Here is a 24,608-nt window from a genome sequence, read left to right as displayed (position 1 = left end):
CGAATGCAATTACGCAAGCGAAACGCTACGTTCTCTCACATTCTGACAAGCGCCTGCTGAATTTCTATTGGCAACTTGATCTCGCATTTCATTGCGGTGGCTGTCAGGGCACAGAATATTCACGTGGCGACCGACATCAGCGAGTTCAGCTATCTTCCCGCGCAGGCCGAAGCGCTTGGCGTACCCCTCCCCGAAGTGGAGCGGATCACTCTTCCCCTCCCCGATGGTCGTGTGGTGAGTGCGCTGCAGTTCGGCACCGAAGCCCCGCGCGTCACCCTGTTGCATGGCGCGGGACTCAATGCGCACACCTGGGACAACACGGCCCTCGCTCTTCAACAACCATTACTGGCGATCGATCTTGCTGGGCACGGGGACTCATCCTGGCGCTCCGACGTCGACTACACCCCTCGCACCCTCGCGCTCGATATCGCCGCCGCTCTCGACGCCTGGACGACCCAGCCACAAACTGTCGTAGGGCAATCCCTCGGCGGCCTGACTGGGGCAGCCGTCGCCGCCACTCGACCAGATCTCGTTTCGGCTCTGATGGTGGTCGACATCACCCCCGGCATCGACGTCACGGCTGGCCCCGCAGCACTGCGCGAGTTCTACGCTGGGCCCACTGATTTTGCTTCACGAGACGAACTCGTCGAAAAGGCCATGGCGCTCGGCTTCGGTGGTTCGAGACCAGAGACCGAGCGCGGTGTCTTCCTCAACACGCGCGTGCGCGCGGATGGCCGCGTGGAGTGGAAGCATCATTTCGCGCATCTTGCGGCTCAGGCGCTTGCTGCCCACGACCCTGGAACAGCGACGGCACCCTCGACGTTGCATCAGACAGGGTGGGACGACCTCGCCTGCGTCAGCGACCCGATCACGCTGGTGCGCGCCGCTCGCGGTTTCGTCAGCGAGAAGGATGCTACCGAACTGCAACGGCGAGTACCGACTGCACGTGTGGAGGTCTTGGATGCGACGCACAACGCACAGGAGACAGCCCCCGTCGCGCTCGCCGCACTCATTGGCTCCACAATTCTCTGACCCGGAACGTAACCTTCCGTTCCACACCACCCTTACCCCTCCGCACATCTCTAGGCTCGATCCAACGGCTGACAGCACTCGCCGTATTGAGAGGAAACACCCATGTTTCGACGCACCCGACGTCTCGCGCTGATATCCGCGCTCGCCGCTACCGCTGTGGTCCTGAGCGCCTGCTCCGGCGCTACCGAAGAAGAGCCGCTCAGCAAGCCAGGCCCACCCGACCCAGATGCCACCCTCAGCGTCGGTCTGGTGCTGGAGCCGAGCAACCTCGATATTCGTCGCACAAGTGGCGCTGCGCTTGAGCAGATCTTGATTGACAACATCTACGAAGGTCTCGTCAGCCGCACTCAGGACAACGAGATCGAAGGGCGCCTCGCGTCTGACTACGAAGTCTCATCTGATGGGCTCACCTATACCTTCACCCTTAACGAGGGCATTGTCTTCCACGATGGCTCCGCTCTCACCTCGGCGGATGTCGTGTCGTCGTACGAAACAGTGCGCACTGACGAGACTGTGCAGGGAAATGCAGAATTCGCTGCGGTCACCTCGATCACGGCCCCGGATGCAAGCACGGTGGAGATCGTGCTCTCCGAGCCGAACCAGAACTTCCTCTTCACCCTGACCGGCCCTGCCGGACTGGTCTTCAAGACCGACGACGCCACGGATCTGAAGACAGCCGAAAACGGCACCGGCCCCTTCACGCTCACCCGCTGGAACAAGGGCGCGACCATCACTCTCGCAAGATACGACGAGTATTGGGGCGAGCCGGCCGGAGTTGCCGAGGTGGAGTTCCAGTACATTCCTGACTTCACCGCCGGAGTGAACGCCGCGTTGGCTGGCGACGTCGATGTGCTCACCGCCGTCGATCCGAACCTCGCTCCCCAGCTGGAAGAATCTGGGGAGTTCGCGCTGACCACTGGTCGCACCACCGACAAGGCGACTCTGGCGTTCAACAATCAGAAGGCACCGCTCGACGACGTCCGCGTGCGCGAGGCCCTGCGCCTTGCCATCGATCACGATGCCCTTATCGAGGCTGTTGGCGCTGGCACCGCGCAGTACGGACCGATTCCTGAGCTTGACCCTGGCTATGAAGATCTTTCTGACGTAATCTCCTACGACCCGGCGAAGGCGAAGGCGTTGCTTGCCGAGGCTGGCCAGGAAGATTTGGAACTCACTCTCACCATTCCTGCGTTCTATGGAACGACCGTACCTAAGGTGCTCATTTCCGACTTCAAAGAGGTCGGCGTGACGCTGAAGGTAAACAACGTCGAGTTCCCCACCTGGCTGGAAGACGTCTACACCAACAAAGACTTTGACCTCAGCTTTGTATTGCACGTCGAGCCACGGGACTTCGGCAACTACGCCAACCCCGACTACTACTTCGGTTACGACAACCCCGAGGTGCAGGATCTATACACCCAGGCCTTGAGTGAAGTGGATGCAGAGAAGTCCGCCGAGCTCCTCGCCGAAGCAGCGCGCATCGTGTCGGAAGACCACGCGGCCGACTGGCTGTACAACGGCGAAACCATCACGGCTGTCAGCCCTATGGTCGTTGGATTCCCCGAGGATTCGATCAACTCGCGCATCAACCTCGCTGCCGTCACTGTTTCGACTGAGAACTAACGAGCGGTCACCTCGCTGTGATTCGCTACGCGCTCGTTCGGGGGGCCCTGCTCATTGCAGGGCTCTTCGTATCGAGCGTGTTGATCTTTCTGACTCTGCGGGTGTTTCCCGGTGACGTTGCTCAGCTGATCGCCGGAACGCAGGCATCCCCAGGAGAGGTCGATGCTCTGCGGGAATCTTTGGGGCTGAACCGTCCTCTTTTTGCGCAGTACGCCGACTGGATCGGGGGAATCTTCCGCGGTGATCTCGGCACTTCGATGCTCTCCGGCGCATCGGTGGGGGAAGAGCTGCTACTCAAGGCCCAGGTGACCGTGCCACTCGGCATCATGGCGCTACTGATCGCGGTGTTGATCGCTGGTCCGTTCGGCATTCTCTCTGCGCTTTTGCGCGGCCGCCGAGGCGGAACTGCTCTCAGCGTCGGCGCACAAACCCTGGCAGCCGTACCAGTGGTGTGGGCCGGCATGATGCTTATCGTCGTGTTCTCGGTGTGGCTCGGGTGGCTGCCGCCGCAAGGATTTCCTCGTGCCGGGTGGTCGACGCCTGGCAAAGCAATCGAGTCGCTGCTTCTTCCTGCGCTGACGATCGGCATCGTCGAGGGGGCCATGCTCATGCGGTTCGTGCGCAGCGCGACCCTTCAGGCCGCGAGTCAAGACTTCGTGCGCACCGCAGCAGCGAAAGGCCTCACTCGCACGCGCGCACTCATCCAGCACGGCATCCCCGCTGTGGGCCTCTCCATCATCACGGTGCTCGGGCTTCAGGTGGCCGGCATCATCGTCGGCTCCGTCGTGATCGAGCAACTGTTCACGCTTCCCGGCATCGGTCGGATGCTGGTCACAGACGTCGGTACTCGTGACCTCGTCAAGGTACAGAGCGAGCTTCTGGTGCTCACCGGATTTGTGTTGGTTGTCGGTTTCGTCGTCGACCTTGCCCACAGAGCCATCGACCCCAGGCAGCGGGAGGCCGCATGACCCCGCGCTGGTTGTCGAGACTGTGGAGCACCGCCATCGGGCGGTTTGCGATCATTGTCGTCGCCATTGTCGCCCTCACCGCGCTGGTGTCGCTGTTCTGGACGCCGTTTGACCCTCAGTCCTCGAACATCGGCGACCGTTGGCTCACGCCCAGCTGGCCACACCTTCTCGGCACAGACGACACCGGTCGCGACATCTTGAGCCTGATCATGGCTGGTGCACGCACGACCGTGTTCGTGAGCGTGGGCGCAGGGCTCGTGGCCACGCTCGTGGGCATCGCGCTCGCTGCTCTCGGAGCCCTCACGGCCCGCGTTGTGCGTGAAACCGTTGCCGTGTTGGTCGATATCCTCATCGCGTTTCCGGTGCTCTTGATCGCGATGATGATCTCGTCGGTCTGGGGCGGCTCACTCTGGGTCGTCATCTGGGCCGTGGGTATCGGCTTCGGCGTGAACATTGCTCGTGTGACGCGACCGGAGCTTCGTCGTGTGCAAGAGAGCGACTTCGTTCTCGCCGCGCGCGCCTCTGGGCTCACACCGTCACAGAGTCTCGTGCGGCACTTGCTGCCGAACGTCGCGCCGGTGTTCATCGTGCAGCTTTCGTGGTCGATGGCCGTTGCCGTTCTCGCCGAGGCGGGGTTGTCTTACCTCGGCTTCGGCGCTTCGGTGGTCGAGCCCAGCTGGGGTCTGCTGCTTGCCGACCTCCAGCGTTACATCGGCGTGCATCCGCTGTCGGTGATCTGGCCCGGGCTGGCGATTACGGTCACCGTGCTTGCTTTAAATCTTCTCGGTGATGGCCTGCGTGAGGCAACCGATCCGACTCTGCGTCATCGTTCGGCCGAAGTGCACACACCGGGGGTGGTGGCATGAGCCTCTCTGTCAACGATCTCGTGATCGAGATCGATGGCCGCCGCGTCGTCGATGGAATCTCGTTCGAGGTGCCAGACGGCGCGAAGCTGGGATTGATCGGTGAATCTGGCTCTGGCAAGTCGCTCACGGCCCTTGCCGTGATGGGACTACTCCCCGACGGTGCTACCGCGAGCGGGAGCATCCGCTGGAATGGCACGGAGCTGGTCGGGATGCCAGATCGTGAGCTCGCGAAGCTGCGCGGTGACGACATCGGCATTGTGTTCCAAGAGCCGCGTACTGCGCTGAACCCCATCCGCACCGTCGGACGACAGATTGCGGAGTCGATCCGTATTCACGAGGGGCTCAGCCGTCGCGATGCACGAGCTCGCGCGATTGCCGAGGCCGCGCGCGTGCGACTACCTGACCCTGAATCCATCGTTGACAGGTACCCACACCAGCTGTCCGGTGGGCAGCGGCAGCGCGTCGCTATCGCGATGGCCCTCGCCTGCCGTCCGAAACTCCTCATCGCCGATGAGCCCACAACGGCTCTCGACGTGACCATTCAGGCCGAGATTCTCGCGCTCTTGCTCTCCCTCGTCGCCGACGAGGGCATGTCGCTGATGTTCATCACGCACGACCTCGCCGTGCTCGCGCAGGTTGCGACAGAGGGCGTCGTACTCGAAAACGGCACGGTGGTGGAGGCGGCTCCCGTCTCGACCCTGCTTTCTGCCCCCACCTCCCCCATCACCCAGGGGCTGCTGCGCGACGCCACGGCGACGCTCTGGCGCCCAGATGGAGATGCCGTATGAGTCTGATCGAAGCACGGGGGCTCGGCCGCGAGTTCGCTGTCCCGAAACGCGCGACCCTCGAACGCACACGCACGCACACCGCACTCGCACCGACAGATCTCGATGTGGTGGAGGGGTCTTCCGTCGGCATCATCGGGGAATCTGGATCAGGCAAGTCCACACTCGTGCGTCTCCTCCTCGGCCTCGACCGCCCGACATCTGGCACGGTGACCATCGACGGTCGCACTGTCGATGCCACCGCCTCAGCCAAGTCGCTGCGGTGGTTGCGTCGCGAGACCGGGCTGGTGTTTCAAGACCCATATGCCTCACTCGACCCGCGGATGACAGCCGGCCAGATCGTTCGGGAACCGCTGTGGGCACTAGATATTGCGGGTGACCACCGCACCAGGGTGCGCGAAGTACTCGCCCAGGTCGGACTCGAACCCGACATGGGCGATCGCTATCCCCACGAGCTATCCGGCGGTCAGCGGCAGCGCGTCGCCCTCGCGCGCGCGATCGTGCACCGGCCCCGCATCCTTATCGGAGACGAACCGCTCTCCGCGCTCGATGTGACCGTTCGTGCACAGATTCTCGAGTTGCTGATTGAGTTGCGACGCACCACAGACCTCACGTTCCTGCTCGTCTCGCACGACATTGGCGTTGTGCAGAACCTCTGTGACACGGTGGTCGTGATGAAAGACGGGAGCGTCGTCGAGCGTGGTTCGACAACCGACGTATTGCTGCATCCGACGCACGAGTACACCAAGACGCTGCTGGCAGCGGTCCCGGTTATCCCCGCCTCCCCTGAACGCTGAGGGCTCAGTACGGCTGATTGCGGCTGAGCTCCCGGAATGTCGCCGACTATCTCGACACCTAGACTTCCGAACATATTCCGAATACACTTCGGTCATGTCTCTCCTCCACGACGCCCGCACCACGACTCGTCGCTCATCCGACCTAAGCAAGCACTCGGCAGATGTGTTCGCCGAGGCAGAGACACACCCAGTCCAGGTCACCCGGCGCGATGGTGAGCCACTGGTGCTGATGTCTCAGCGCGAGATGGATGCGCGCGCTCTGCTTCTTCAGTTTGCAGCGGATCTCATTACGGTCGCGCTCGATGATGAAGGCACGCTGGCATCGCGCATGACTCGAAAATTCGAGTGGATGCTCGCCCTTTCGGACGCGGATCAGGCCCGTTGCGCGCAGGATCTCGTGGATGCCGGGCGAGCGTCCTTCTCCACCGGTCAGGCTCACCTCGCTGTTGCAGAGCTCACGTCCTGGCGGGAGACTGCCACGGCGATCGCGGCTGGCCTCACGGCAACACCCGTAGAGTGGCTCGAATCTCCGATACCGGTTGAGCGTCCTTGACGCATGTCTAAAAATCTCCCGGTGCTTCGACCAACGAAGAAGTCCGAGTTCACGATCTGCTTTTCGTCAGTTAGCGCACAAAAGAGATGGCAGGACCTTGCCGCTACGATTCGCGGGCCGTTGGCGGATTCCTGGGATTTTCTCACTCGAACCCCGACGGAACGCACGCCAACGAACTACCCCTTGAAAGGGGAACAACTCGGCACAGTTACCCGCGGGGGCAAGACCTATCTACGTTGGCAGCACAAGCCGACCGCTCAGGGCGATGCGCGCATCTGGTTCTATGTCGACGGCCAAACTGTTTTTCTCGAACAGGTGCACACCAGGCATCCGAATCAAACGAAGTGACTGATTTCACCGCAGAGTTGGCCGTTCGAGCACGGTGTTATCCCAGACCCACGTTGCTCGTTCCTGAGGCTGTGTTTCAGCGAGGTAAAGGCGCTGTCCCCCAACGTATCGCCGGTTCGACAGACCCTCGGGGTCTGGGTCGTGCACCCCTGGAAGCCGGGCATTGCCGCGCGGAACACTGACCTCGAACGGCGTGTGCACCCAGACCGTCGCGTCCCACACCGCTCTGAGCTCTGGGCGTTGCAGAAAGATCCCGTCAACGAGCACGATTCCCGTCGGAGGAACAGTGATCTTCGGTGCATTTACCGGTTCGTCACGAACGACATCCCAGACAGCCGGCGTGATCGAGCGACCGGCGCGAAGCGCATCGACGACACAGGCACGAAAAACGTCGTATCTGTACGAACCGAAGTAAAACCCCTCCGGCCCCGTCCCTGCTTCAACCCGCTCGACTTTCGGGCGATGGAAGCCGTCGATACTCACGCAGACGATCGGTCTGCTCGCTCGCGACTGGGCTAAGTCTGCAAGTTCGCGTGCGAGATGTGTTTTCCCCGCACCATCGACACCATCGATTGCGACCAAGATTCGCCCCTCAGGCCGAAGGCTCTCGATCTCGTTCAAGAGTCGGCTCAATACAGCCGAACGCGAGTCTGGTTGCACCGCCCCACCCTAACGCTGGATCAGGGTCGTCCACGCTTCTATCCTCAATGACATGATTACCGTTGGCGGTCGAATCGGTCGTCGATGTCAGGAGGCTTGGTCGATGTTTAGTGGCTTGAGTGCCTTTCCCCTCACCCCGACGCACGATGGGGCTGTCGATTTCGCGGCATACCGGCGCACCGTCTCGGTGGCCGCGTTGGCGGGTGCAGACTCCATCGGAGCTCTCGGATCGACGGGCAGCTACGCCTATCTCAACCGCGACGAACGCGCCGCAGTTGCGCGCGCGGCAGTCACGGCCGCAGGGCCTGTACCGGTCATCGTGGGTGTAGGAGCGTTCAGCACGAGCTCCGTTCTCGAGCATGTCGAGGATGCGGCGATGGCAGGAGCCGCCGGGGTACTGCTCCCCGCAATCTCGTATCAGCCCCTCAGAGATGCAGAGGTGTACGGGTTGTTCGAAGACGTAACTTCTCGCTTCCCCGAGATGCCTGTCGTGCTCTACGACAACCCGGCGACCACCGGCTTCACTTTCTCCGATGACCTACGGGTTAGCGTCGCTCACTTGCCTAGCGTGGTCTCGATCAAACTGAACACGATCCCCGATGGACACGATGCTGCCTCTGAGTACGTGGAGATGCTGCGCGGGCTCGTCCCCGAAGGGGTATCTATCGGAATCAGCGGAGACGGAGCCTCTGCCCGCGGTCTACTGGCAGGATGCGACGTTTGGTACAGCGTGTTGGGCGGCACGTTCCCCGGCATCTGCCAACAGCTGACGGCCGCGGCGCTCAGCGGCGACGACGTGGGCGCTCGGGAGATGTCGGCGCGACTCGATCCGATCTGGGCGTTGTTCGCAAAGTACGGCAGCTTCCGCGTCACCGCGGCGTTGGCAACGTTGAGCGGCTCACTCCCTACCGATGCTGTCTATGCCCCCGTGCGACCGCTGTCCGGAAGCGAGCGCGAAGAGGTGGCGACGGCGCTGAGGGCCATCGACTTGCTCGAGTGACATCCAGGCGGGCCGGCGTGAAACCGACCCGCCCGTGACGTCAAAGCTCGTTGAGAAGATCCTTCATCTCGGAGATCTCAGCGGTCTGATCGTCGATCACCTGCTGGGCGAGGTCGAGTACCTCTTGGTTCTGACCCTGGTCTAGTTCAACCTTGGCCATATCTACGGCACCTTCGTGATGCATCACCATCTGCTCCAGGAACAGACGACTGGCGGAAGATGCGTCGGCATCTTCCAGCGCTGCCATGTCGTCGTCAGACATCATGCCGTCCATCGAGCCGTGATCCATCCCGCTCATGCCATCGGGGTCATATTCGACGCCCCAGGCTTCGAGCCACTCCATCATCTGTTCGATCTCTGGGCCTTGAGCGTCTTTGATCCGCTGCGCGAGCTCGGAGATCTGTGGGTCCAGGCCGTCTTTAGCCAGAACGATCTCTGACATCTCGATAGCTTGCTCGTGATGCGGGATCATCATCATCACGAACATCTCGTCTGCTTCGTTCGCCGTCGAGGCGACTGCCTCGGATGAGGTTGCTTCTGTCGCTGGCGGCGAAGCGTCAGCACAACCGGTAAGCACGAGAGTGAGACCAAGCACACCGGTTCCGAAAGCAAGCGGGAACTTCTTCATTAGTTTTCCTTCGTTTCTGTCATTTGAGGGGTCGATGCAAACAGCGCCATAGTGGTCGACGCTTGGTGCCGGCGCGATGCCGGGATCGGCAGCTCAGGTGCGACTAATCGAAAGAAAGATGAGAGATGGTGCTTGGGTGAAGGCGCGGTCTACCGTCGCCCGTAACGAGAAGACAAAGCCTCGCGGCGCTGCTCGGAATCGAAGCAGCAAAAGTGGTCGCAAGAGCAAAAGCAGACCAACCAAGAGGGCGAGCACGCATCCCGTGACCATCCCCAGGTGCGCACCCTCTGAACCTATGACGCAAGTTTCGTCACAGGGTGAAGTGTGAGCGTCCGAGATCGGCGTCGTCACCGGTTTAAGGGAAGAAACGGTAGTGGCCGAGTGCTCCGCACTCACGGTGTGGTGCCCCATGCTGCCAGCGCTCAAGACATGCATCCCCAGCAGCCCCACGATGATCACGAACACCGCGCCGGCGAGCAAAAGAAGCGAGCGCAACGATAGACGCTGACGTGTCGCCGAGTGCGCGAAGTACATGCTCACGTCTCCGTTCTCACGGCCTCCGGGCGAAGGTCCAGCCGGCGCAAGAGCTGTGCGTTCAGGGCGACGACGATGGTCGACAACGACATCAGAATCGCCCCCACCGACATGGGCAACACGAAACCGATGGGGGCAAGCACTCCAGCGGCGAGAGGCACGGAGATGAGGTTGTACCCGGCAGCCCACCAGAGATTCTGCTTCATTTTGCGGTAGCTGGCCCGCGAGAGTTCGATTACTGAGATCACCGATCGGGGGTCATCGCTCGCGAGAATTACTCCCGCAGACGCAATCGCCACGTCAGTACCCGCGCCGATCGCAATCCCGACGTCGGCTTGAGCCAGGGCGGGCGCGTCGTTCACACCATCGCCGACCATCGCGACCTTGCGGCCTTCGCCCTGGAGCTCTTTCACTTTGGATGCTTTGTCTTCCGGACGAACGCCAGCGAAGTAGCGGTCGATGCCGAGTTCTGATGCGACAGAGGCAGCGACAGCCTCGGCGTCGCCAGTGATCATGACCACCTGCACGCCACGCTCTTGCAAGGCATTCACTGCGTCGCGAGATTCGGAACGCACTTCGTCCGCGAGCCGTAACGCACCGGCCACACGACCATCCACGAGCACGTGAAGGATGATCGCGCCCTGGGTGCGCCACTCCTCCGCCACAGAGAGCTCGGTACCGCCCTCTTGCTCGATGAGGTACGGCCCGCCGACCTGCACGGTGCGCCCCTCAACGCGTGCACGAACGCCGACCGCTGGTGCGGACTCGAAGTCAGTTGCTGCGGGGACCGTGAGGGACTTCTCTTTCGCGGCTTTCACGATCGCGCGCGCGAGAGGGTGCTCGGAGTCTGTCTCGGCGGCCGCGGCCCACGCAAGCAACTCATCGGACTCGAATCCAGTCGCGGGGCTTACGCCTGTCACAGCGGGAGTGCCCTTTGTGAGAGTGCCTGTCTTGTCAAACAAAACCGCATCTACGGTGCGCATGCTCTCCAGCGCAAGTCGGTCTTTCACCAGAACGCCGCTGCGCGCAGCGCGTTCGGTGGCGATCGACACGACGAGCGGAATAGCGAGCCCGAGGGCATGCGGGCACGCAATGACCAGCACGGTGATCGTGCGAATCACCGCAAGATCGGGGAGACCGAAAAGAGTCCAGATGATGGCGGTAATCGTCGCGGAGCCGAGGGCGAACCAGAACAGCCACCCTGCAGCGCGATCTGCCAGCCGTTGCGCGCGTGACGAGGAAGATTGCGCCTCGGTCACGAGTTTTTGAATACCAGCCAGCGCGGTGTCCTGCCCTACCGCGGTGATCTCTATGCGCACCCCTGAGTCGGTCGCCACTGTGCCAGCGACCACCTGATCGCCGTCGCCGCGACGCACCGGGCGGGACTCCCCCGTGATCATCGACTCATCCATGCTGGCTGACCCCTGCACGATACGACCGTCGGCGGGCACGCGCCCACCGGGGCGCACGACCACGATGTCTCCGACGAGCAAATCAGCGGGAGCCACGATGGTAGTGGTGTCACCTTCGACTCGCTCCGCCTCGTCTGGGAGCAGTGCGGCGAGGGAGTCCAGCGCAGACGTCGTTTGGGCCAGAGAGCGCATCTCGATCCAGTGCCCCAGCAGCATGATGACAATCAGCAGCGCCAGCTCCCACCAGAAGTCGAGTTCATGGCTCAACAGCCCGAGGCTTGCGCCCCACGAGGCGAGGAACGCAACGGTGATTGCCAGAGCGATGAGCAGCATCATGCCGGGCTTACGCGCACGCAGCTCGCTGACGGCACCTGTGAGGAACGGAGCACCGCCCCATGCATACATCACGGTTCCCAGCGCAGGCGAGATCCATCCCACCCATGGCGCATCCGGCAGCGAGTAGCCGAGCAGCGTCGAGAACATCGTCGAGAAAGCGACAACGGGCACCGCAAGAATCAGCATTGTCCAGAACAGGCGGCGGAACTGGGCGACATGATCGCCATGGCCAGAGTGACCAGCGTGCTCTTGTGTGCTGTCGGTCGTGGGCGCCATGTTGTTGTGGTCGTGCTGAGCCATTCGGATCTCCCTCGCGAATGCGGGCGTTCGTTTACGCAGAACCGCCGGCGAGTGCGTAGCCTGCCTCTTCGATTGCGGCCTGCACCGCGACAGGGTCGACCTGCGTCGTGCTGCGAATCGTGACGCGAGAGACCCCGTCCGCCTTGAGATCGACAGTAACGCTGTCCACACTGTCGATAGCGGTCAGTTCTTCTGTGACGCTCGAAACGCAGTGCGCGCAGGTCATTCCCACCACCAGCACGTCTTCCACGCGCGACGAAGACTCGGCGGCGGGTGATTCGTTAGCCGACGAAGTCGCGCAGCATGCGCACCCTGCGTCAGCGTCTTTCAGTCCGAGATCAGTGCGATTATTCGTCATGTACACATAGTACCCCCTGGGGGTATCCCTCTGGGTCGGCGTTTTGCACGCAACCTTTAAGACCAGCGCTCTCGCAGCCACTCCATCCCGGCGAGCGCTTCCCGGTACTGGAACTCTCGCAGCGTCGGCATGTTCGGTGGCGAAGGGAGGCGAGCTTTGTCGAAGTAGCGGCCTGTGACCGCCGCAAGAACGCTGTCTATGTCTTCCGCGCTGACGCCCTCAAACAGCGGGTGGGCATCGAGCAGCCGCGCGGTATCGACTTCTTCTCCTCGAAAACGGGCGTCCAGAAGATAGAGCAACCCATCAAGCCAGCGGACGCCGACTCCCGCCCATGGCCAATCAATGATCCATACTGTGCCCGCTTTATCAATCAGCAGGTTGTCGGCACGCCCATCTAAGTGCAACAGGTGATTGCCGTGGACCACATCACACACCCGTTCTGCGGCGACACGGAGTCGCGAGGCATGCGCCTGCACCCAAGGAGGCAACGGCACACCGTCTCGTTCCAGGACTCCCCAACTATCCCGCTCGGCGACGAACTCCGTCGTCGCGGTCGGCAACAAGTCCGATGCCGTGCCAACGAGCCGTGGAAATGTGGCGAAAGCGCCCAAGACAGCAGAAATGTCTGCCCCATCCAACGCGTCCCCCGGGTGGCGGGCCTCCACATCTTCAAGAATCAGCGCCGCCCACTCGTTGGTGACGAAAGATCCCAAAAGCGCAGGAGCACGCACCTCAGAAGGAAGAAAGCTGCATCACTTCAATTTCTCGCCGATGCAGGTCATAGGCGCCCTCGTTTCGGCTCCGGGGCACCGCTTTCACGAAGACGCGACGCCCGTTCGCGGCCTCGATCCGATCTGCACTCCCGGGTGAGAACCCCTCGCTCTGGCTCTGGGCTTTCACGACGGCGCCACCAAGGACGCCTTCCACCTGAGACACCAGCTCTTGCGGGAGGTCCTTCCACAACATGCGGGCTTTCATCTCGTTAGCCATCGAGTCAGCCTAACCACAGCGGCCCACCAGAAATCGTCGCTCGCCGAGAGCTTCATTCCCGTGACCTAAGAAGGCACACGCGCCATGTCGAGATCACGCTCCGGATCTAGACCGACCGCTGTGCGTGCCAGGCTCTATACCCCCTGCGTAATGCCACCAGGCAACCAGGCCGACACCATGTGTCAGGCTGGCCTCATGCTCAAAGCAGCGGTCGGATCAGCGGACACTCGTCTCGTGGTTTTGCGCGGTGACTCCGGATCAGGAAAGACGACGACCGCGAAGGCTCTGCGTCCACTGCTAGGCACCAAAACTGCAGTGATCCATCAGGATTACTTCCGACGCGAGCTTTTGGCTGGCGCAGAGAAGGCTTCTCGCTCCGCCGACGCTGCTGTACTTATCGAAGCCACGGCACGTCGGTCTTTGGATCTCGGCTACGACGTGATTCTCGACGGCGTATTCAATCTTCGTGACTACAGAGAGCTTCTGGAACAGCTATGGCACGACCACGTGGGCGCTACACGTATCTACCAATTCGATGTCGGGTTCGACGAGACGGTTCGACGCCATCGAATGCGCTCGCTTCGCCACGCTTTCTCGGCGGATCAAATGCGCGAGTGGTACGACGGATGGCAACCGCTTGAGTTTGTGGAAGAGGGACGGGTCGGTCCCGAGGAATCGCTTGATCACCTCGTCGCGCGTATTGTCGCTGACTTGAAACAGATAGCCCCCTAGTGCCCGCACATACCAGCCGGATGACGGTTCGTAAGTAACGCCTCCACCCCTGGCGCTTCAGCGCTTCGAGCCGAAGAGGCTCCCCCGCCGCCGACCTGTCGGTTTCAGCGCGCGTCGCATGTAGACCGTTCCGAGGTCGCGTCCGAATTTGTGCCCGACTCGCCCCATGCGGCCTGCCTCTTCGAAGCCGAGCTTGGCATGCAATCGGATCGAGGCTTCGGCTCCGCTGTCGCTGATGACAGCAACCATTTCGCGTAGTCCGATCTGCTCGCTCGCATCGATGAGAGCTTGCAAAAGTGCGGCGCCGAGGCCCTTGCCCCCTGCTCCTGGCCCGAGGTAGATCGAATCTTCGACTGTGTATTTGTACGCGTTCTTCCCTGCCCAGGGTTGCGCGAGCGCGTACCCCAGCACGTCGCCTGCCGGCGATACGGCCACCAGGAAAGGAAGCTTCAATCGCTCGAGCAAAGCGAACTTGTCGCTCCAATAAGGAATGCTGCTGAGCCGCTCATCGAGCGTGACGGCGGAGTTGCTCACGAAGTGGTTATAGATCTCGCGGATGTGCGGCAGATCGGCCGAGCACGCCTGGCGGATGCTGAACGAGAACGCATCGGCGGCGATCACTGGGCGCAGGTGGCGCGGAAGGACGCGGCGACGGTCCCCTGGCTCAAACTGCATGCGTTCAGCTTAGAGACTGAGCGGCTTCGCCCTCCACTCGCCAGTCCACCGGCTGCGCACCCTGCTCCTCTAGCAACGCGTTCACCCTCGAGAAAGGGCGCGAGCCGAAGAATCCACGCCGCGCCGACAACGGTGAAGGGTGCGCAGAGACGACAACGGGCGTCTCCGCCAGCATCGGCTGCAACTTCTCGGCATCCTTGCCCCACAGCACGGCGACGAGTGGCTGGTCTCTGGCGACCAGTGCCTTGATCGCCAGCTCGGTGACCTGCTCCCAGCCCCACCCTCGGTGCGATGCTGCCGCTCCTGGCCGCACGGTAAGCACACGATTGAGGAGAAGAACACCCTGATCGCTCCAGGCGGTGAGGTCACCGTGCGGAGCTGGAGGGATGCCGAGATCACTCTCGCGCTCTTTGTAAATGTTCGAGAGGCTCCGCGGCAGGGGCCGCACATCCCGATCGACAGCAAAGGAAAGACCTATCGGATGCCCAGGAGTCGGGTACGGATCCTGGCCGGTAATGAGCACGCGCACCTCAGAAAGCGGCCGCTGGAACGCACGCAACACATGCTCACCGGCGGGTAAATACTCCTGCCCTGCGGCGTGCTCAGCGCGGAGCCGCTCCCCCAGCGCTGTGATGGTGGCTTGCGCTGGCGCGAGCGCTTCCGCCCACCCTGCGTCGATCTGACCTGCCTCAGCCAGTTCAGCGAGCGTCTGCCCCATTGTTAGTCGATGGAACGCGTTAGTCGATGGAACGCACACGCAGCGGTCCGCGCGCGAGGAGATGCTGTGCGGATTGAGCCACCGGGCGCATCGTGATCAGGTCGAGGTTGACGTGACCGGGCGAGTCCAGTGCGTACGCGATGACATCGGCAACATCATCGGCGACCAGCGGCGCATCAACACCGGAATACACAGCCTCTGCCGCCACGGAATCTCCGCCGAGGCGGTTGAGCGTGAACTCTTCGGTGTGCACCATGCCAGGCGCGACTTCGACCACCCGGATCGGCTCACCGTTGAGTTCTTGGCGAAGCACCTTCACCAGCATTCCCTCCGCAGCCTTCGCCGCGTTGTAACCGGCACCGCCGGGGTACGGCGTCGTCGCAGCCGTCGATGTCACGAAGAGCGCATCCGCGTGCCCATCAGCCGCGGCCGCGCGGCGTAGCAGGGGTAGCAAGCCGGCGACGAGGCGCTGACTCGCCAAAACGTTCGCATCAAACATCCACTGCCAGTCGTCGATCGAGGCATCCTCGACGCGATCGGTGCCGCGGGCACCGCCGGCGACCTGCACGAGCGCATGCACCGGCCCCGACTTGTCGATTTCCTCGATGAGAGCTTCGACAGCATTCGCGTCTGTCAGGTCGCAGGCGATCGCCGATGCACCGGTCTCTGCGACCAACGCAGAGAGTCGGTCTTCGCGCCTGGCGACACCCACAACATCCCAACCGCGCGCACGAAGCGCACGCACCGTTGCCGCCCCAATTCCCGAGCTCGCACCTGTTACCACTGCACGTCTGTTCGCCATGCCTCCACCGTAGGGCTTTCTGCGTCGTTTCCCGATTCCCGCACGGCAGTGTCAGCGACGCACGAGCACGGGAAACGGCTGGTCGCGGTAGAGTGGCAAGTACGTCACGTACGCGCCGTACTGCCGCGTTCCCAGTGGCCGCAACACAGCCATCCAGAAGCCGGTGAAGCCACCAGAAAAGTAGCCATGAGCCAGTCAGCAACCGTCGACTACCCCTCGTACTCGAGCGCCAGGGCTCACTTTAAGGCCGTCCTCGACGCCTCCGAGAGCGGTCGATCAGTCACCGTCTCCCGTGACGGCCAGGTATCCGTCGTTATGCAGGCCGAGCATCTTCGGAAGTTCTTTTTCCGCACGGTCTCCCCGCGCGTTGAACTCGCATCCGAAGATGGCCGCGTCATCGCCCTGATGTCTGGTAGACCCTTCGTCTCGGAAGGCGCGACCGTCGACGACGCTCTCGCCGACCTCCTCGAGTCACTGCGCGAGTATGCAGAGGACTGGGAAGCGCGCCTGCAGCATGCCCCGAACCATCAGGACAACTGGGCGCTCATTCAGCTCGTCAAGCTCTCCTCCGACGAGGAGCTTCTGGAGTGGTTCGAACGCGGCGGTGAGTGAGAAGCATCCGACACCGACGCGGCAAAACCACGACGAATTCTGCGCGAACGAGAAGTGGGAACTCGTTCGCGGCTCCACAGGCAAGCCGGTTACACCCCACAAGACCTACGAGTTGACGCTGTGGGACTCGCGAATCCTCAGGACCAGGATCTCGCGGCCGGTAAACGGTACAGATTACTCAGCGCGCATGTGGTCGCATATCCTGCGCGAACAGCTCGAGGTCTCGTCCAGCGAGTTCTGGAGCTGCGCCGGCGACGGCGTGCTCCCCGATCGTGGAGCCCCGAAAGTTGTTGCACCTCGAAAGACCGTGCCATTGCACCTGGTGCGTTTGCTCAGCCGATTAGGGGTTCCCGAAGATGAGATCCTCGCTCTCGATGCCGCCAGCGCCGCGCAACTCTACGCTGACCTCCTCTCTCGTTGAGCGCGGACGCCGCAACCTAGCCGGGATGATCACCGGCAAGTAGCCCCTGCAGGACATCGGCGAGGCGTTCCGCCCCGATCTGAGCGTCTAGATCCGTCGCGTACTCCTCTGGCGAGTGTGAGATCCCACTTGGGTTGCGTACGAAGAGCATCGCGGAAGGAATTACGGAGGCGAGAATGCCCGCATCGTGGCCCGCGCCAGTGGGCAAAACAGGTGCGCCTTCGAGCATGCTTTCCAGGCGCGTGCGCAACACGGGGTCGAAGTGAGCAGTCGAACTGAAAGACTCCTCGATGAGCTGCGAGTGACACCCTTCCTCTGCTGCGACCACACCCAACGTGCTTCGGATCTCCTCGACGAGGGCTTTGGTGACGGCATCGTCGGGGTGGCGCACATCAATCCAGAAATCAACGCGGGAGGCGATCACATTAGTTCCACCTGGCACAGGCTGCAGCCGACCCACAGTCGCGCGCGCGCCGTCGATCGCGCGCGCGAGATCACGGATGACATGAATCGCACGGGCCGCAGCAACCATCGGGTCGCGTCGGTCGGTCATCAGCGTTGTCCCCGCATGATTACCCTCACCGCGGACGCTCGCCCGCCAACGTCCGTGACCAAGAATGCTGGATCCGATCGCGAGTGGGGCGTCGAGGTCAATCAGCGCACGACCTTGTTCGACATGTAACTCTACGAAGGAATCGAATCTGCGGATTCCGTTGAGATCTGCGTCGACGGCCCCCGGGTCGAAGCCGTTGCGAGCGAGCACCTCAGCGAATGTATTTCCGTCCGGATCGCGCAGTGCGAGAGCCCGCGCTGGTGTGATCGCACCCGTCAGAATGCGCGATCCCAGACACGCAACACCGAAACGCGACCCTTCCTCCTCTGGGAATGCAGCGATTGCGAGAGGCTTCTCGGGTACGAACCCGCGGGCGCGGAGTATGTCGACGGCGACCAGCGCGGAAGCGATGCCCAAAGGTCCGTCAAACGCGCCACCGCCGGGAACGGAATCGAGATGGCTCCCGGTAAGAACAGCACCTGTGGTCACGCGCGACGGCAGATGCCACCACGCACGGATGGTGCCGATGGCGTCTATCTCAACGTCGAGTCCGCGGGCGTTCGCGTGCGCGATGAACCACTCGCGCAAGTCGAGCTCAGCTGTCGAAAAGACGGGCCGGTAATAGCCACCGCGCAAAGATTCTGTGCCAATCTCGGCGATCTCGGCAAGGAGCCCTGCGACGGAGTGCGTGGGGTTCGTCGGACTGTGCATAACCTTCTCGACCTCTCAACGGTTGGCGCGGGCGCTGGCACGAAACCGGCTCGGCACGTTTCCCCCGCCGACGAGCTCGGCCGCGAATTCGCCGATCAACGGCGCGAACTTCGCCCCGTGACCCGAGCATGGCGACAGCAAGACGATTCCTTCAATGCGGTCCACGATGAAGTCTTCATTCGGGGTATTGGTGAATAAGCACGTTGTCTCCGCGTACGGCTCAGGCACGAGGGCGGGGTGGTAGCGCTTTACGTATTCGATTACACGCTTCCGGTTTGCGGGATCGACGATCTGCTCGTGCTGCGCAGCCGAGGAGATGCGCTTGCCTCCGTTGTACTCGGCGACCTTCTGTCCACGATTCTCCGCGTCGCGTCCCCCCGGCAATCCATAAACCTGGATCTCCTTCGTCTTATGAATGAATGTCGGCCATGCGAGCATCGGCTCGCGGTAAGGGAAGTGATACGCGTATTCCTGGCTTACCTCGAGCGCAGGAAATGCGTTGGTGAATGCGCTCGGAAGTGCGAGATCGCTGAGCAAGTCCGGCAGCCAGCCACCAGCAGCGACCACAACCTGCTCAGCGTCGAAAACCTCTCCAGATGCGGTCAAGACCCGGTAGCCACTCGCTGCTTTAGCCACCTGAGTCACGAGACGGTTCTCCCACACTGTGGCCCCGTGGTGCCGTGCTTGCGCGAGCATGGCACGCACACTTTGCTCCGCGTCGATGACGCCGGCGCCGGGTTGCCAGAGCACATCAGTATCGAACGCGAAGTCCCAGCGGCGCCTCGCCTCACCCGCAGTGAGTAGTTCATGCTCCACGCCCGCTTCCGCAAGCACTGTGGCAAGACCTTCCGGGTTACGGATGTCGCCATAATCGACAGCGCCGGTCGGAGTGATGAGTTCTGATCCATGTGCCTGCATCAGCTCCGTCCACCCGCGAGCCGCATCGACGACGAGGTCAACGTAGAAACGGTCTTGGTACGCGTAACGGAAGATACGAGCGGATCCGTGCGAGCTGCCGTGCTCGTTCGCGGGAACGGTACGTTCGAGCACCGTGACATCGTGTCCGCGTTGCGCAAGCCGCCAGGCGGCCGCTGCTCCGGCGAGTCCTGCACCCACCACAACGATGCGCGTCACAGCGAATCCTTGATGACGTCATCTTCGTAAGCGCGCTCCGAATGGTGGTGCTCATCGATACCGGTGATCTCATGCTCCTCAGAAATCCGCAGCCCGATAGTTTTCTGAAGCAACTTGGCGATCAGCCACGTGACCACGAAGGAGTATGCAAGCACGGCGACTGTCGCGATGCTCTGCACTCCGAGCAACTCGAATCCGCCTCCATAGAAGAGCCCCGAGCGCCCATTGGGGGCGGCTTCGGTCGCAAAGAACCCGATGAGCAACGTACCGATGACCCCACCGACAAGGTGCACGCCGACTACATCAAGGGAGTCGTCGAATCCGAGACGGAACTTCCATTCGATAGCGAGGCAACAGACCACTCCGGCGATCGCACCGATCGCGATAGCGCCCAGCGGTGACACTGCGCCACACGCGGGGGTGATAGCCACGAGTGCGGCGATGAGGCCAGAGGCACTACCCAGGCTGGTAACAGCTCCGTTGCGTAGCCGGTCCACGAGCGCCCAGCCCAGCAGCCCCGCGCACGCGGCGACGGTGGTGTTGAGGAAGACAACGCTCGCGGCGTTGCCTGCCGCAAGCGCAGAACCAGCGTTGAATCCGTACCAACCGACCCAGAGCAATCCAGCACCAACAAGCACGAGCGGGCGGTTGTGTGGTCGCAAGGGCCCACCCCAGTCCTTGCTCTTACCGAGCACGATCGCGAGGGCAAGTGCAGCGATGCCTGCGTTCATATGCACGGCTGTGCCACCTGCAAAGTCAATGGCACCAAGACTGCTCGCAATCCATCCGCCTACCGCGGTGTCACTGTCGAAAGCGAAGACCCAGTGTGCAATCGGGAAATAGACGAACGTGGCCCACAGCCCAGCAAAGAGCAACCACGCTCCGTACTTCATCCGACCAGCCGCCGCGCCGGCGACGAGTGCGGTGGTGACGCAGGCAAAGAGCAACTGGAACGTCGCGAACAACGCAAGCGGGATTCCTGCGTCAGGATCGTCGGCGAGGGTGGCATCGAGGCCAGCAAAGGCGAAGGGGTCTCCCAGTAGTCTCAGGCCGCCAATCGAATCCCCGAATACGGCGGAGTAGCCGAAGGCGACCCAGAGGAGAGCGACCAGTGCCGCACCGCCGAAACACATCATCATCATGTTGAGGATGCGCCGCGAGGAGACCATCCCGCCGTAGAAGAGAGCAAGAGCCGGGATCATTAGGGCGACAAGCGCCGAACTCGTTAAAACCCAGGCAACGTTTCCAGTGTCCATTTTCATTCCAATGCGTTGGGGCGCGCCACGAAATGTGGCACAGCTGTAGAGACCTTCGAGTGACGCGATTCATCTACGCCTTCGTCTTCAAGACAGGTTCGGCGCATCCCACAGATTGAGTGCCGTACCGATCCCCAGCTCGATTGCCCTGTCGTAGACCGTCTTCGCCCACGCCACGTCTTCAACGCCCATACCGCCGACACTGAAGAGCACAGGCTGATCATCGAACTCTCGTCCTGCGGCGCTACCGTCGAAGACATCGCCGATGTTGACCACTCGCGACTCGTCGAGATCGCCCGCCTCGATCAGGTCTTGCCAGTACAGCCCAATCATCCCGAAGGCGGTCTCATGTGACGGCGCCGGGTACTCCTCAGCCCACGCCTGATAGATCGGTTTCGCATCTGCGATAAGTCGGGCTTTGCCCGAGAGCGTGTAATCCTTGTCCATCTTCAAGTTCGCAGGCAGGCTCAGAAAAGCGCCGGGCTTGATCCATTCACCGTCAATGTAGGGGTAGTTTTCCGAACCAACGAGCCCTGTCACTGCCTCCGAAACAATGTCGGAGTCGCGCACAGCGGCCTCGATTGTATCGGCGATCTCGATCGTCGTGAACTGCGGGTAGTTCTTCGCCACATAGGTAGCAAAACTCTCCGCTGTGGAGCGACGGCGGCCATTTATCTTGATGGTATCGAGCGTCGGACGCGCCGTCGTCATCGCGTGCAGTGCGCTCTTGTTCATCGCACCGGGGCCGATGATTCCGAGAGATTTTGCATTGACCGGGGCGAGTTTCTTCGCGGCGGCACCAGGGACGGCGGCCGTCCTGTAGGCGCTTTCGAGGTTGCCCGACATAATCGCGAACGGCGCGCCAGTGACTTTATCGTTAAGCACGATGAGGTGGATGGATCGGGGAAGGCCATGATCGCGATTATCAATGTTCGAGCCATACCACTTGACGCCTGCAGTGTCGAAGCGACCGCCGAGATACGCTGGCATCGCCATGAAGCGGCGGTCGGCGGCATCCAGAGGCATCGACGGGAACGGCGAAGACGCGGGGAAGCTAATCTGCGCACCGTGCGAGTTCGCTGAATTGCCAGCCATCCGGTAGTCACCCTTAGCGACGAGGACAAGCACCTCCTCCATCACCGCGATGCACCGGTCCATGTCTTTCACCCCAGCAGCGATGACGTCTGGTTCGCTCAGATAGAGCATGTCGATCCGAGTGCTGGACGCGGTTTCTTTGGGTGCAGGGGATTCATTCACGGATAGTCCTCCAGGCCGGTATGTGTTAGGGCAAGCATTCATAAATAGTCCGCGCTGGTCAAATACTCTTTAAGCAGATTATTGATAGCGAATTACTCGCAATATGCGTGAAACATTCTGGAAATATTTGCTCACTATCGTCCGTGTATGGAAGTTCGACAGTTGCGGTATTTCCTTGCTGTCGCCGAAGAACTTCATTTCGGTCGTGCGGCGGATCGTTTGCACATGTCTCAGCCTCCGCTGAGCGTGCAGGTGAGTCGACTGGAGCAGGAGATCGGAACGCCGCTGTTCGTGCGAAGCACTCGGCGAGTCACGCTCACGCCGGCTGGTCAGCATTTGCAAACGAGAGCACAAGCGATCTTGAGAGAACTCGAGTCGGTTCGCGAAGAGATGCGCCAGTACGCGGACGGTATGTCCGGAAAGCTCGCCGCGGGGTTCGTGAGCTCGGCGAACTATACGGTGCTCCCTGGCGTCGTCCAGCTGTTCCGCAACCATCGCCCCCAGATCGAGCTAGAGCTTCTCCCCCTCACCTCCGGCGAACAGCTCGAGAGGCTCGGCGCCGGAACGCTCGATATCGGAATCGTGCGCGATGAGATACCCCGGAAAGCCAGTTCAGACGTGGCTCTTGTTTTTGAGGTTGTGTTTGAGGAACGCCTCGTGGCGTGTCTTCCTGTGGATCATCCGCTCGCTCGGTACAGCGAGGTATCAACAAGCGAAATCGTCGAGGTACCCATGATCGGCTACCCCCGATCGCTCATGCCCGGATACGTCGATCGTGTGACAGAAGTGCTCGGTGCAGCCCCTGACACCATCCAGGTTGTTAAAGAGGTTGTGCACCAAGAAACGGCATTGGGTTTCGTGGCCGCTGGTCTCGGGACAACCATCCTGCCCGAGTCAGTCCGACAGCTCCTTCCCCCATCGATCACTGCCGTCCCGCTGTCGAACGCTCCCACCACTCAGCTGCTTGCGGTGCACCCTGCACAGCCAAAGCGCCCACTCACCGAGACATTTATCCGGTATCTGCACGAGGCAGCTCGCGGACTCGAAGGGCGATAGCGCCCCGCGATCTCAGGCGAAGCGCCACTGTATTACGTCACATTTCCCTCGTGTTGTTGACAACTACCGATATTCCGTACTGTCGCTGGTACGGCATCCGCCACCCGAACATCGACCGTTCCAGGGGGAACAACATGTCCGCACCCGAGTCCTGGCACTTCGAAACCAAGCAGATCCACTCCGGCGCTGCGCCCGATCCGGTGACGAAGGCCCGTGCCACCCCGATCTACCAGACCACCTCATATGTGTTTGACAGCGCAGACCACGCTGCCAACCTCTTCGCGCTCGCGGAATTCGGCAACATCTACACCCGCATTCAGAACCCCACGCAGGATGTTCTGGAACAGCGTCTCGCTGCTCTCGAAGGTGGCACCGGTGCACTCGTTCTCGCTAGCGGCCAGGCTGCCTCGACGTTCGCAATCCTGAACATCGCGCAGGCCGGTGACCACTTCGTCGCCTCCAGCTCGATCTACGGCGGCACCTACAACCTCTTCAAGTACACGCTCGCGAAGCTCGGCATCGATGTCACTTTTGTCGAGAACCAGGACGACGCCGAAGAGTGGCGCCGCGCCGTGCGCCCCAACACGAAGCTGTTCTTCGCGGAGACAATCGGAAACCCGCAGATCAACGTTCTTGATATTCGGGTCATTGCCGACATCGCACACGACAGCGGCGTGCCGCTCATCGTCGATAACACCATCGCGACTCCGTACCTGATCCGTCCGTTCGAGCACGGTGCCGACATCGTCGTGCACTCCGTGACGAAGTTCCTCGGCGGCCACGGCACCACCATCGGCGGCGCCATCGTCGACGGCGGCACGTTTGAATGGTCGAAGAACGTCGACAAGTTCCCTGGCCTCACCGAGCCAGACCCGTCGTACCACGGCGCCAGCTACACCGCAGCCGTGGGGGATCCTCTCGCGTACATCATCAAGGCCCGCGTGCAGCTGCTGCGCGACCTCGGTTCTGCAATCGCACCGCAGAGTGCCTGGAACCTCATCCAGGGCATCGAAACTCTGTCGCTGCGCATCGAACGCCACGTACAAAACGCTCAGGAGATCGCGGAGTGGCTCGACAGCCGCGACGACGTCGCCACGGTCAACTACTCCGGCCTCCCCTCTTCCCCCTGGTACGCCAAGGCGAACGAATATGCACCCAAGGGTGTCGGCGCCGTGTTGTCGTTCGAGCTCAAGGGCGGCGTCGAAGCTGGCCGCGAGTTCGTCAACAGCCTCTCGCTGTTCAGCCACCTTGCCAATATCGGTGACGTGCGCTCGCTGGTCATCCACCCCGCATCGACCACCCACGCGCAGCTCTCGCCAGAGCAGCAGCTCACCGCTGGCGTCACACCCGGACTGGTGCGGCTGTCGGTCGGAATCGAGAACGTAGAAGATCTCAAGGCAGACCTCGACCAGGCGCTTGCTGCCGCTCGCGCTGTGTCAGAGGCCGCCCGCGCCTGAACCGCGGAAGACATGAAGATGCCCCGGCCAATCG

The 24,608-nt window shown here is 61.9% G+C and carries 28 protein-coding genes; 14 read left to right on the top strand and 14 right to left on the bottom strand.

Annotated features, from left to right (window positions below; translation table 11 throughout):
* The first annotated feature begins 117 nt into the window (after positions 1 to 117).
* The 8 genes from AB0O87_RS08295 (at position 118) to AB0O87_RS08260 (ending at position 6,972) form a co-directional block, all read left to right on the top strand.
* Positions 118 to 1,032: an alpha/beta hydrolase gene (locus tag AB0O87_RS08295; RefSeq protein ID WP_363516168.1), complete on the top strand. Its 915-nt coding sequence runs from the start codon at positions 118 to 120 to the stop codon at positions 1,030 to 1,032.
* 102 nt (positions 1,033 to 1,134) lie between these two features.
* Positions 1,135 to 2,655, top strand: coding sequence for an ABC transporter substrate-binding protein (locus AB0O87_RS08290; RefSeq protein WP_363513987.1), 1,521 nt, complete (start codon positions 1,135 to 1,137; stop codon positions 2,653 to 2,655).
* 17 nt (positions 2,656 to 2,672) lie between these two features.
* Positions 2,673 to 3,623 carry an ABC transporter permease gene (locus AB0O87_RS08285; protein ID WP_363513984.1) on the top strand — a complete coding sequence of 317 codons (951 nt, stop codon included), beginning with the start codon at positions 2,673 to 2,675 and terminating at the stop codon, positions 3,621 to 3,623.
* Complete coding sequence (locus AB0O87_RS08280) at positions 3,620 to 4,489, top strand: ABC transporter permease (RefSeq protein WP_363513981.1); 870 nt, start codon at positions 3,620 to 3,622, stop codon at positions 4,487 to 4,489. The genes AB0O87_RS08285 and AB0O87_RS08280 overlap by 4 nt, the downstream gene beginning before the upstream one ends.
* Positions 4,486 to 5,277, top strand: a complete 792-nt coding sequence (locus AB0O87_RS08275) for an ABC transporter ATP-binding protein (protein ID WP_363513978.1) — start codon at positions 4,486 to 4,488, stop codon at positions 5,275 to 5,277. Before AB0O87_RS08280 ends, AB0O87_RS08275 begins: the two co-directional genes overlap by 4 nt.
* Positions 5,274 to 6,071, top strand: coding sequence for an ABC transporter ATP-binding protein (locus tag AB0O87_RS08270; protein WP_363513975.1), 798 nt, complete (start codon positions 5,274 to 5,276; stop codon positions 6,069 to 6,071). The genes AB0O87_RS08275 and AB0O87_RS08270 overlap by 4 nt, the downstream gene beginning before the upstream one ends.
* 94 nt (positions 6,072 to 6,165) lie before the next feature.
* The gene (locus AB0O87_RS08265; protein WP_363513972.1) at positions 6,166 to 6,624 is read left to right on the top strand and encodes a prevent-host-death protein; all 459 of its coding nucleotides are present in this window, start codon (positions 6,166 to 6,168) and stop codon (positions 6,622 to 6,624) included.
* 3 nt (positions 6,625 to 6,627) lie between these two features.
* Positions 6,628 to 6,972, top strand: a complete 345-nt coding sequence (locus tag AB0O87_RS08260; RefSeq protein ID WP_363513970.1) for a hypothetical protein — start codon at positions 6,628 to 6,630, stop codon at positions 6,970 to 6,972.
* Between the two features lie 6 nt (positions 6,973 to 6,978).
* On the opposite strand, the gene AB0O87_RS08255 is transcribed toward AB0O87_RS08260, so the two are convergent.
* Positions 6,979 to 7,632 (bottom strand): uridine kinase, encoded by a 654-nt coding sequence (locus tag AB0O87_RS08255; protein ID WP_363513967.1) that lies wholly within the window; start codon positions 7,630 to 7,632, stop codon positions 6,979 to 6,981.
* Positions 7,633 to 7,735: 103 nt separating this feature from the next.
* Between AB0O87_RS08255 and AB0O87_RS08250 the strand changes: the two genes are divergently transcribed.
* Positions 7,736 to 8,632, top strand: coding sequence for a dihydrodipicolinate synthase family protein (locus AB0O87_RS08250; RefSeq protein ID WP_363513964.1), 897 nt, complete (start codon positions 7,736 to 7,738; stop codon positions 8,630 to 8,632).
* A gap of 40 nt (positions 8,633 to 8,672) precedes the next feature.
* Here AB0O87_RS08250 and AB0O87_RS08245 read toward each other — a convergent pair whose 3' ends face one another.
* From AB0O87_RS08245 to AB0O87_RS08220, 6 genes are all read right to left on the bottom strand, one after another.
* Positions 8,673 to 9,260 (bottom strand): DUF305 domain-containing protein, encoded by a 588-nt coding sequence (locus AB0O87_RS08245; RefSeq protein ID WP_363513962.1) that lies wholly within the window; start codon positions 9,258 to 9,260, stop codon positions 8,673 to 8,675.
* Between the two features lie 93 nt (positions 9,261 to 9,353).
* Positions 9,354 to 9,794 (bottom strand): DUF6153 family protein, encoded by a 441-nt coding sequence (locus AB0O87_RS08240; protein WP_363516165.1) that lies wholly within the window; start codon positions 9,792 to 9,794, stop codon positions 9,354 to 9,356.
* A 2-nt stretch (positions 9,795 to 9,796) separates the two neighbouring features.
* Positions 9,797 to 11,842, bottom strand: a complete 2,046-nt coding sequence (locus AB0O87_RS08235) for a heavy metal translocating P-type ATPase (RefSeq protein ID WP_363513959.1) — start codon at positions 11,840 to 11,842, stop codon at positions 9,797 to 9,799.
* Positions 11,843 to 11,873: 31 nt separating this feature from the next.
* Positions 11,874 to 12,200 (bottom strand): heavy metal-associated domain-containing protein, encoded by a 327-nt coding sequence (locus tag AB0O87_RS08230; RefSeq protein ID WP_363513956.1) that lies wholly within the window; start codon positions 12,198 to 12,200, stop codon positions 11,874 to 11,876.
* 56 nt (positions 12,201 to 12,256) lie between these two features.
* Positions 12,257 to 12,931 (bottom strand): hypothetical protein, encoded by a 675-nt coding sequence (locus AB0O87_RS08225; protein ID WP_363513954.1) that lies wholly within the window; start codon positions 12,929 to 12,931, stop codon positions 12,257 to 12,259.
* 1 nt (position 12,932) lies between these two features.
* Positions 12,933 to 13,190, bottom strand: a complete 258-nt coding sequence (locus AB0O87_RS08220; RefSeq protein ID WP_363513951.1) for a hypothetical protein — start codon at positions 13,188 to 13,190, stop codon at positions 12,933 to 12,935.
* A gap of 195 nt (positions 13,191 to 13,385) precedes the next feature.
* Here AB0O87_RS08220 and AB0O87_RS08215 point away from each other — a divergent pair, with 195 nt between their 5' ends.
* Positions 13,386 to 13,922, top strand: a complete 537-nt coding sequence (locus AB0O87_RS08215) for an AAA family ATPase (protein ID WP_363513948.1) — start codon at positions 13,386 to 13,388, stop codon at positions 13,920 to 13,922.
* 57 nt (positions 13,923 to 13,979) lie between these two features.
* Here the strand turns inward: AB0O87_RS08215 and AB0O87_RS08210 are convergent, their stop codons facing one another.
* Genes AB0O87_RS08210 through AB0O87_RS08200 form a run of 3 tightly spaced genes read right to left on the bottom strand, consistent with a single transcriptional unit; the run spans position 13,980 to position 16,117 of the window.
* On the bottom strand, positions 13,980 to 14,597 hold the full coding sequence (locus AB0O87_RS08210; protein ID WP_363513945.1) for an N-acetyltransferase family protein: 618 nt from the start codon (positions 14,595 to 14,597) through the stop codon (positions 13,980 to 13,982).
* A 4-nt stretch (positions 14,598 to 14,601) separates the two neighbouring features.
* Positions 14,602 to 15,315: a uracil-DNA glycosylase gene (locus tag AB0O87_RS08205; RefSeq protein ID WP_363513942.1), complete on the bottom strand. Its 714-nt coding sequence runs from the start codon at positions 15,313 to 15,315 to the stop codon at positions 14,602 to 14,604.
* A 19-nt stretch (positions 15,316 to 15,334) separates the two neighbouring features.
* Complete coding sequence (locus AB0O87_RS08200) at positions 15,335 to 16,117, bottom strand: SDR family oxidoreductase (protein WP_363513939.1); 783 nt, start codon at positions 16,115 to 16,117, stop codon at positions 15,335 to 15,337.
* A gap of 186 nt (positions 16,118 to 16,303) precedes the next feature.
* On the opposite strand from AB0O87_RS08200, the gene AB0O87_RS08195 reads away from it, so the two are divergent.
* Together AB0O87_RS08195 and AB0O87_RS08190 are read left to right on the top strand one after the other, a co-directional pair.
* On the top strand, positions 16,304 to 16,729 hold the full coding sequence (locus tag AB0O87_RS08195; RefSeq protein WP_363513936.1) for a hypothetical protein: 426 nt from the start codon (positions 16,304 to 16,306) through the stop codon (positions 16,727 to 16,729).
* Positions 16,722 to 17,150, top strand: coding sequence for a cytotoxic translational repressor of toxin-antitoxin stability system (locus tag AB0O87_RS08190; RefSeq protein ID WP_363513933.1), 429 nt, complete (start codon positions 16,722 to 16,724; stop codon positions 17,148 to 17,150). The genes AB0O87_RS08195 and AB0O87_RS08190 overlap by 8 nt, the downstream gene beginning before the upstream one ends.
* A gap of 16 nt (positions 17,151 to 17,166) precedes the next feature.
* Here the strand turns inward: AB0O87_RS08190 and AB0O87_RS08185 are convergent, their stop codons facing one another.
* The 4 genes from AB0O87_RS08185 to AB0O87_RS08170 form a co-directional block, all read right to left on the bottom strand.
* A complete protein-coding gene (locus AB0O87_RS08185) occupies positions 17,167 to 18,414 on the bottom strand; it encodes an allantoate amidohydrolase (RefSeq protein WP_363513930.1) in 1,248 nt (415 codons plus the stop codon).
* Between the two features lie 15 nt (positions 18,415 to 18,429).
* Positions 18,430 to 19,548, bottom strand: coding sequence for an FAD-dependent oxidoreductase (locus tag AB0O87_RS08180; RefSeq protein ID WP_363513927.1), 1,119 nt, complete (start codon positions 19,546 to 19,548; stop codon positions 18,430 to 18,432).
* On the bottom strand, positions 19,545 to 20,804 hold the full coding sequence (locus AB0O87_RS08175) for an ammonium transporter (RefSeq protein WP_363513924.1): 1,260 nt from the start codon (positions 20,802 to 20,804) through the stop codon (positions 19,545 to 19,547). The genes AB0O87_RS08180 and AB0O87_RS08175 overlap by 4 nt, the downstream gene beginning before the upstream one ends.
* Before the next feature lie 87 nt (positions 20,805 to 20,891).
* Positions 20,892 to 22,061: a tyramine oxidase subunit B gene (locus AB0O87_RS08170; protein WP_363513922.1), complete on the bottom strand. Its 1,170-nt coding sequence runs from the start codon at positions 22,059 to 22,061 to the stop codon at positions 20,892 to 20,894.
* Between the two features lie 147 nt (positions 22,062 to 22,208).
* Between AB0O87_RS08170 and AB0O87_RS08165 the strand changes: the two genes are divergently transcribed.
* Together AB0O87_RS08165 and AB0O87_RS08160 are read left to right on the top strand one after the other, a co-directional pair.
* Complete coding sequence (locus AB0O87_RS08165) at positions 22,209 to 23,117, top strand: LysR substrate-binding domain-containing protein (RefSeq protein ID WP_363513919.1); 909 nt, start codon at positions 22,209 to 22,211, stop codon at positions 23,115 to 23,117.
* A 134-nt stretch (positions 23,118 to 23,251) separates the two neighbouring features.
* Positions 23,252 to 24,574 carry a bifunctional o-acetylhomoserine/o-acetylserine sulfhydrylase gene (locus tag AB0O87_RS08160; RefSeq protein ID WP_363513916.1) on the top strand — a complete coding sequence of 441 codons (1,323 nt, stop codon included), beginning with the start codon at positions 23,252 to 23,254 and terminating at the stop codon, positions 24,572 to 24,574.
* Positions 24,575 to 24,608 lie beyond the last annotated feature (34 nt).

Source organism: Microbacterium sp. NPDC076768 (assembly GCF_040687205.1).
Classification (GTDB): Bacteria; Actinomycetota; Actinomycetes; order Actinomycetales; family Microbacteriaceae; genus Microbacterium.
This window is presented reverse-complemented; position numbering and strand designations above follow the sequence as displayed.

What these genes read in the sequence shown, in the direction of transcription:
- AB0O87_RS08290 (WP_363513987.1), top strand. Translation starts at nt 1,135, where the DNA reads ATGTTTCGACGCACCCGACGTCTCGCGCTGATATCCGCGCTCGCCGCT.
- AB0O87_RS08280 (WP_363513981.1), top strand. Translation starts at nt 3,620, where the DNA reads ATGACCCCGCGCTGGTTGTCGAGACTGTGGAGCACCGCCATCGGGCGG.
- AB0O87_RS08275 (WP_363513978.1), top strand. Translation starts at nt 4,486, where the DNA reads ATGAGCCTCTCTGTCAACGATCTCGTGATCGAGATCGATGGCCGCCGC.
- AB0O87_RS08270 (WP_363513975.1), top strand. Translation starts at nt 5,274, where the DNA reads ATGAGTCTGATCGAAGCACGGGGGCTCGGCCGCGAGTTCGCTGTCCCG.
- AB0O87_RS08265 (WP_363513972.1), top strand. Translation starts at nt 6,166, where the DNA reads ATGTCTCTCCTCCACGACGCCCGCACCACGACTCGTCGCTCATCCGAC.
- AB0O87_RS08260 (WP_363513970.1), top strand. Translation starts at nt 6,628, where the DNA reads ATGTCTAAAAATCTCCCGGTGCTTCGACCAACGAAGAAGTCCGAGTTC.
- AB0O87_RS08250 (WP_363513964.1), top strand. Translation starts at nt 7,736, where the DNA reads ATGTTTAGTGGCTTGAGTGCCTTTCCCCTCACCCCGACGCACGATGGG.
- AB0O87_RS08245 (WP_363513962.1), bottom strand. Translation starts at nt 9,260, where the DNA reads ATGAAGAAGTTCCCGCTTGCTTTCGGAACCGGTGTGCTTGGTCTCACT.
- AB0O87_RS08240 (WP_363516165.1), bottom strand. Translation starts at nt 9,794, where the DNA reads ATGTACTTCGCGCACTCGGCGACACGTCAGCGTCTATCGTTGCGCTCG.
- AB0O87_RS08235 (WP_363513959.1), bottom strand. Translation starts at nt 11,842, where the DNA reads ATGGCTCAGCACGACCACAACAACATGGCGCCCACGACCGACAGCACA.
- AB0O87_RS08230 (WP_363513956.1), bottom strand. Translation starts at nt 12,200, where the DNA reads ATGACGAATAATCGCACTGATCTCGGACTGAAAGACGCTGACGCAGGG.
- AB0O87_RS08220 (WP_363513951.1), bottom strand. Translation starts at nt 13,190, where the DNA reads ATGGCTAACGAGATGAAAGCCCGCATGTTGTGGAAGGACCTCCCGCAA.
- AB0O87_RS08215 (WP_363513948.1), top strand. Translation starts at nt 13,386, where the DNA reads ATGCTCAAAGCAGCGGTCGGATCAGCGGACACTCGTCTCGTGGTTTTG.
- AB0O87_RS08210 (WP_363513945.1), bottom strand. Translation starts at nt 14,597, where the DNA reads ATGCAGTTTGAGCCAGGGGACCGTCGCCGCGTCCTTCCGCGCCACCTG.
- AB0O87_RS08205 (WP_363513942.1), bottom strand. Translation starts at nt 15,315, where the DNA reads ATGGGGCAGACGCTCGCTGAACTGGCTGAGGCAGGTCAGATCGACGCA.
- AB0O87_RS08200 (WP_363513939.1), bottom strand. Translation starts at nt 16,117, where the DNA reads ATGGCGAACAGACGTGCAGTGGTAACAGGTGCGAGCTCGGGAATTGGG.
- AB0O87_RS08195 (WP_363513936.1), top strand. Translation starts at nt 16,304, where the DNA reads ATGAGCCAGTCAGCAACCGTCGACTACCCCTCGTACTCGAGCGCCAGG.
- AB0O87_RS08185 (WP_363513930.1), bottom strand. Translation starts at nt 18,414, where the DNA reads ATGCACAGTCCGACGAACCCCACGCACTCCGTCGCAGGGCTCCTTGCC.
- AB0O87_RS08175 (WP_363513924.1), bottom strand. Translation starts at nt 20,804, where the DNA reads ATGGACACTGGAAACGTTGCCTGGGTTTTAACGAGTTCGGCGCTTGTC.
- AB0O87_RS08165 (WP_363513919.1), top strand. Translation starts at nt 22,209, where the DNA reads ATGGAAGTTCGACAGTTGCGGTATTTCCTTGCTGTCGCCGAAGAACTT.
- AB0O87_RS08160 (WP_363513916.1), top strand. Translation starts at nt 23,252, where the DNA reads ATGTCCGCACCCGAGTCCTGGCACTTCGAAACCAAGCAGATCCACTCC.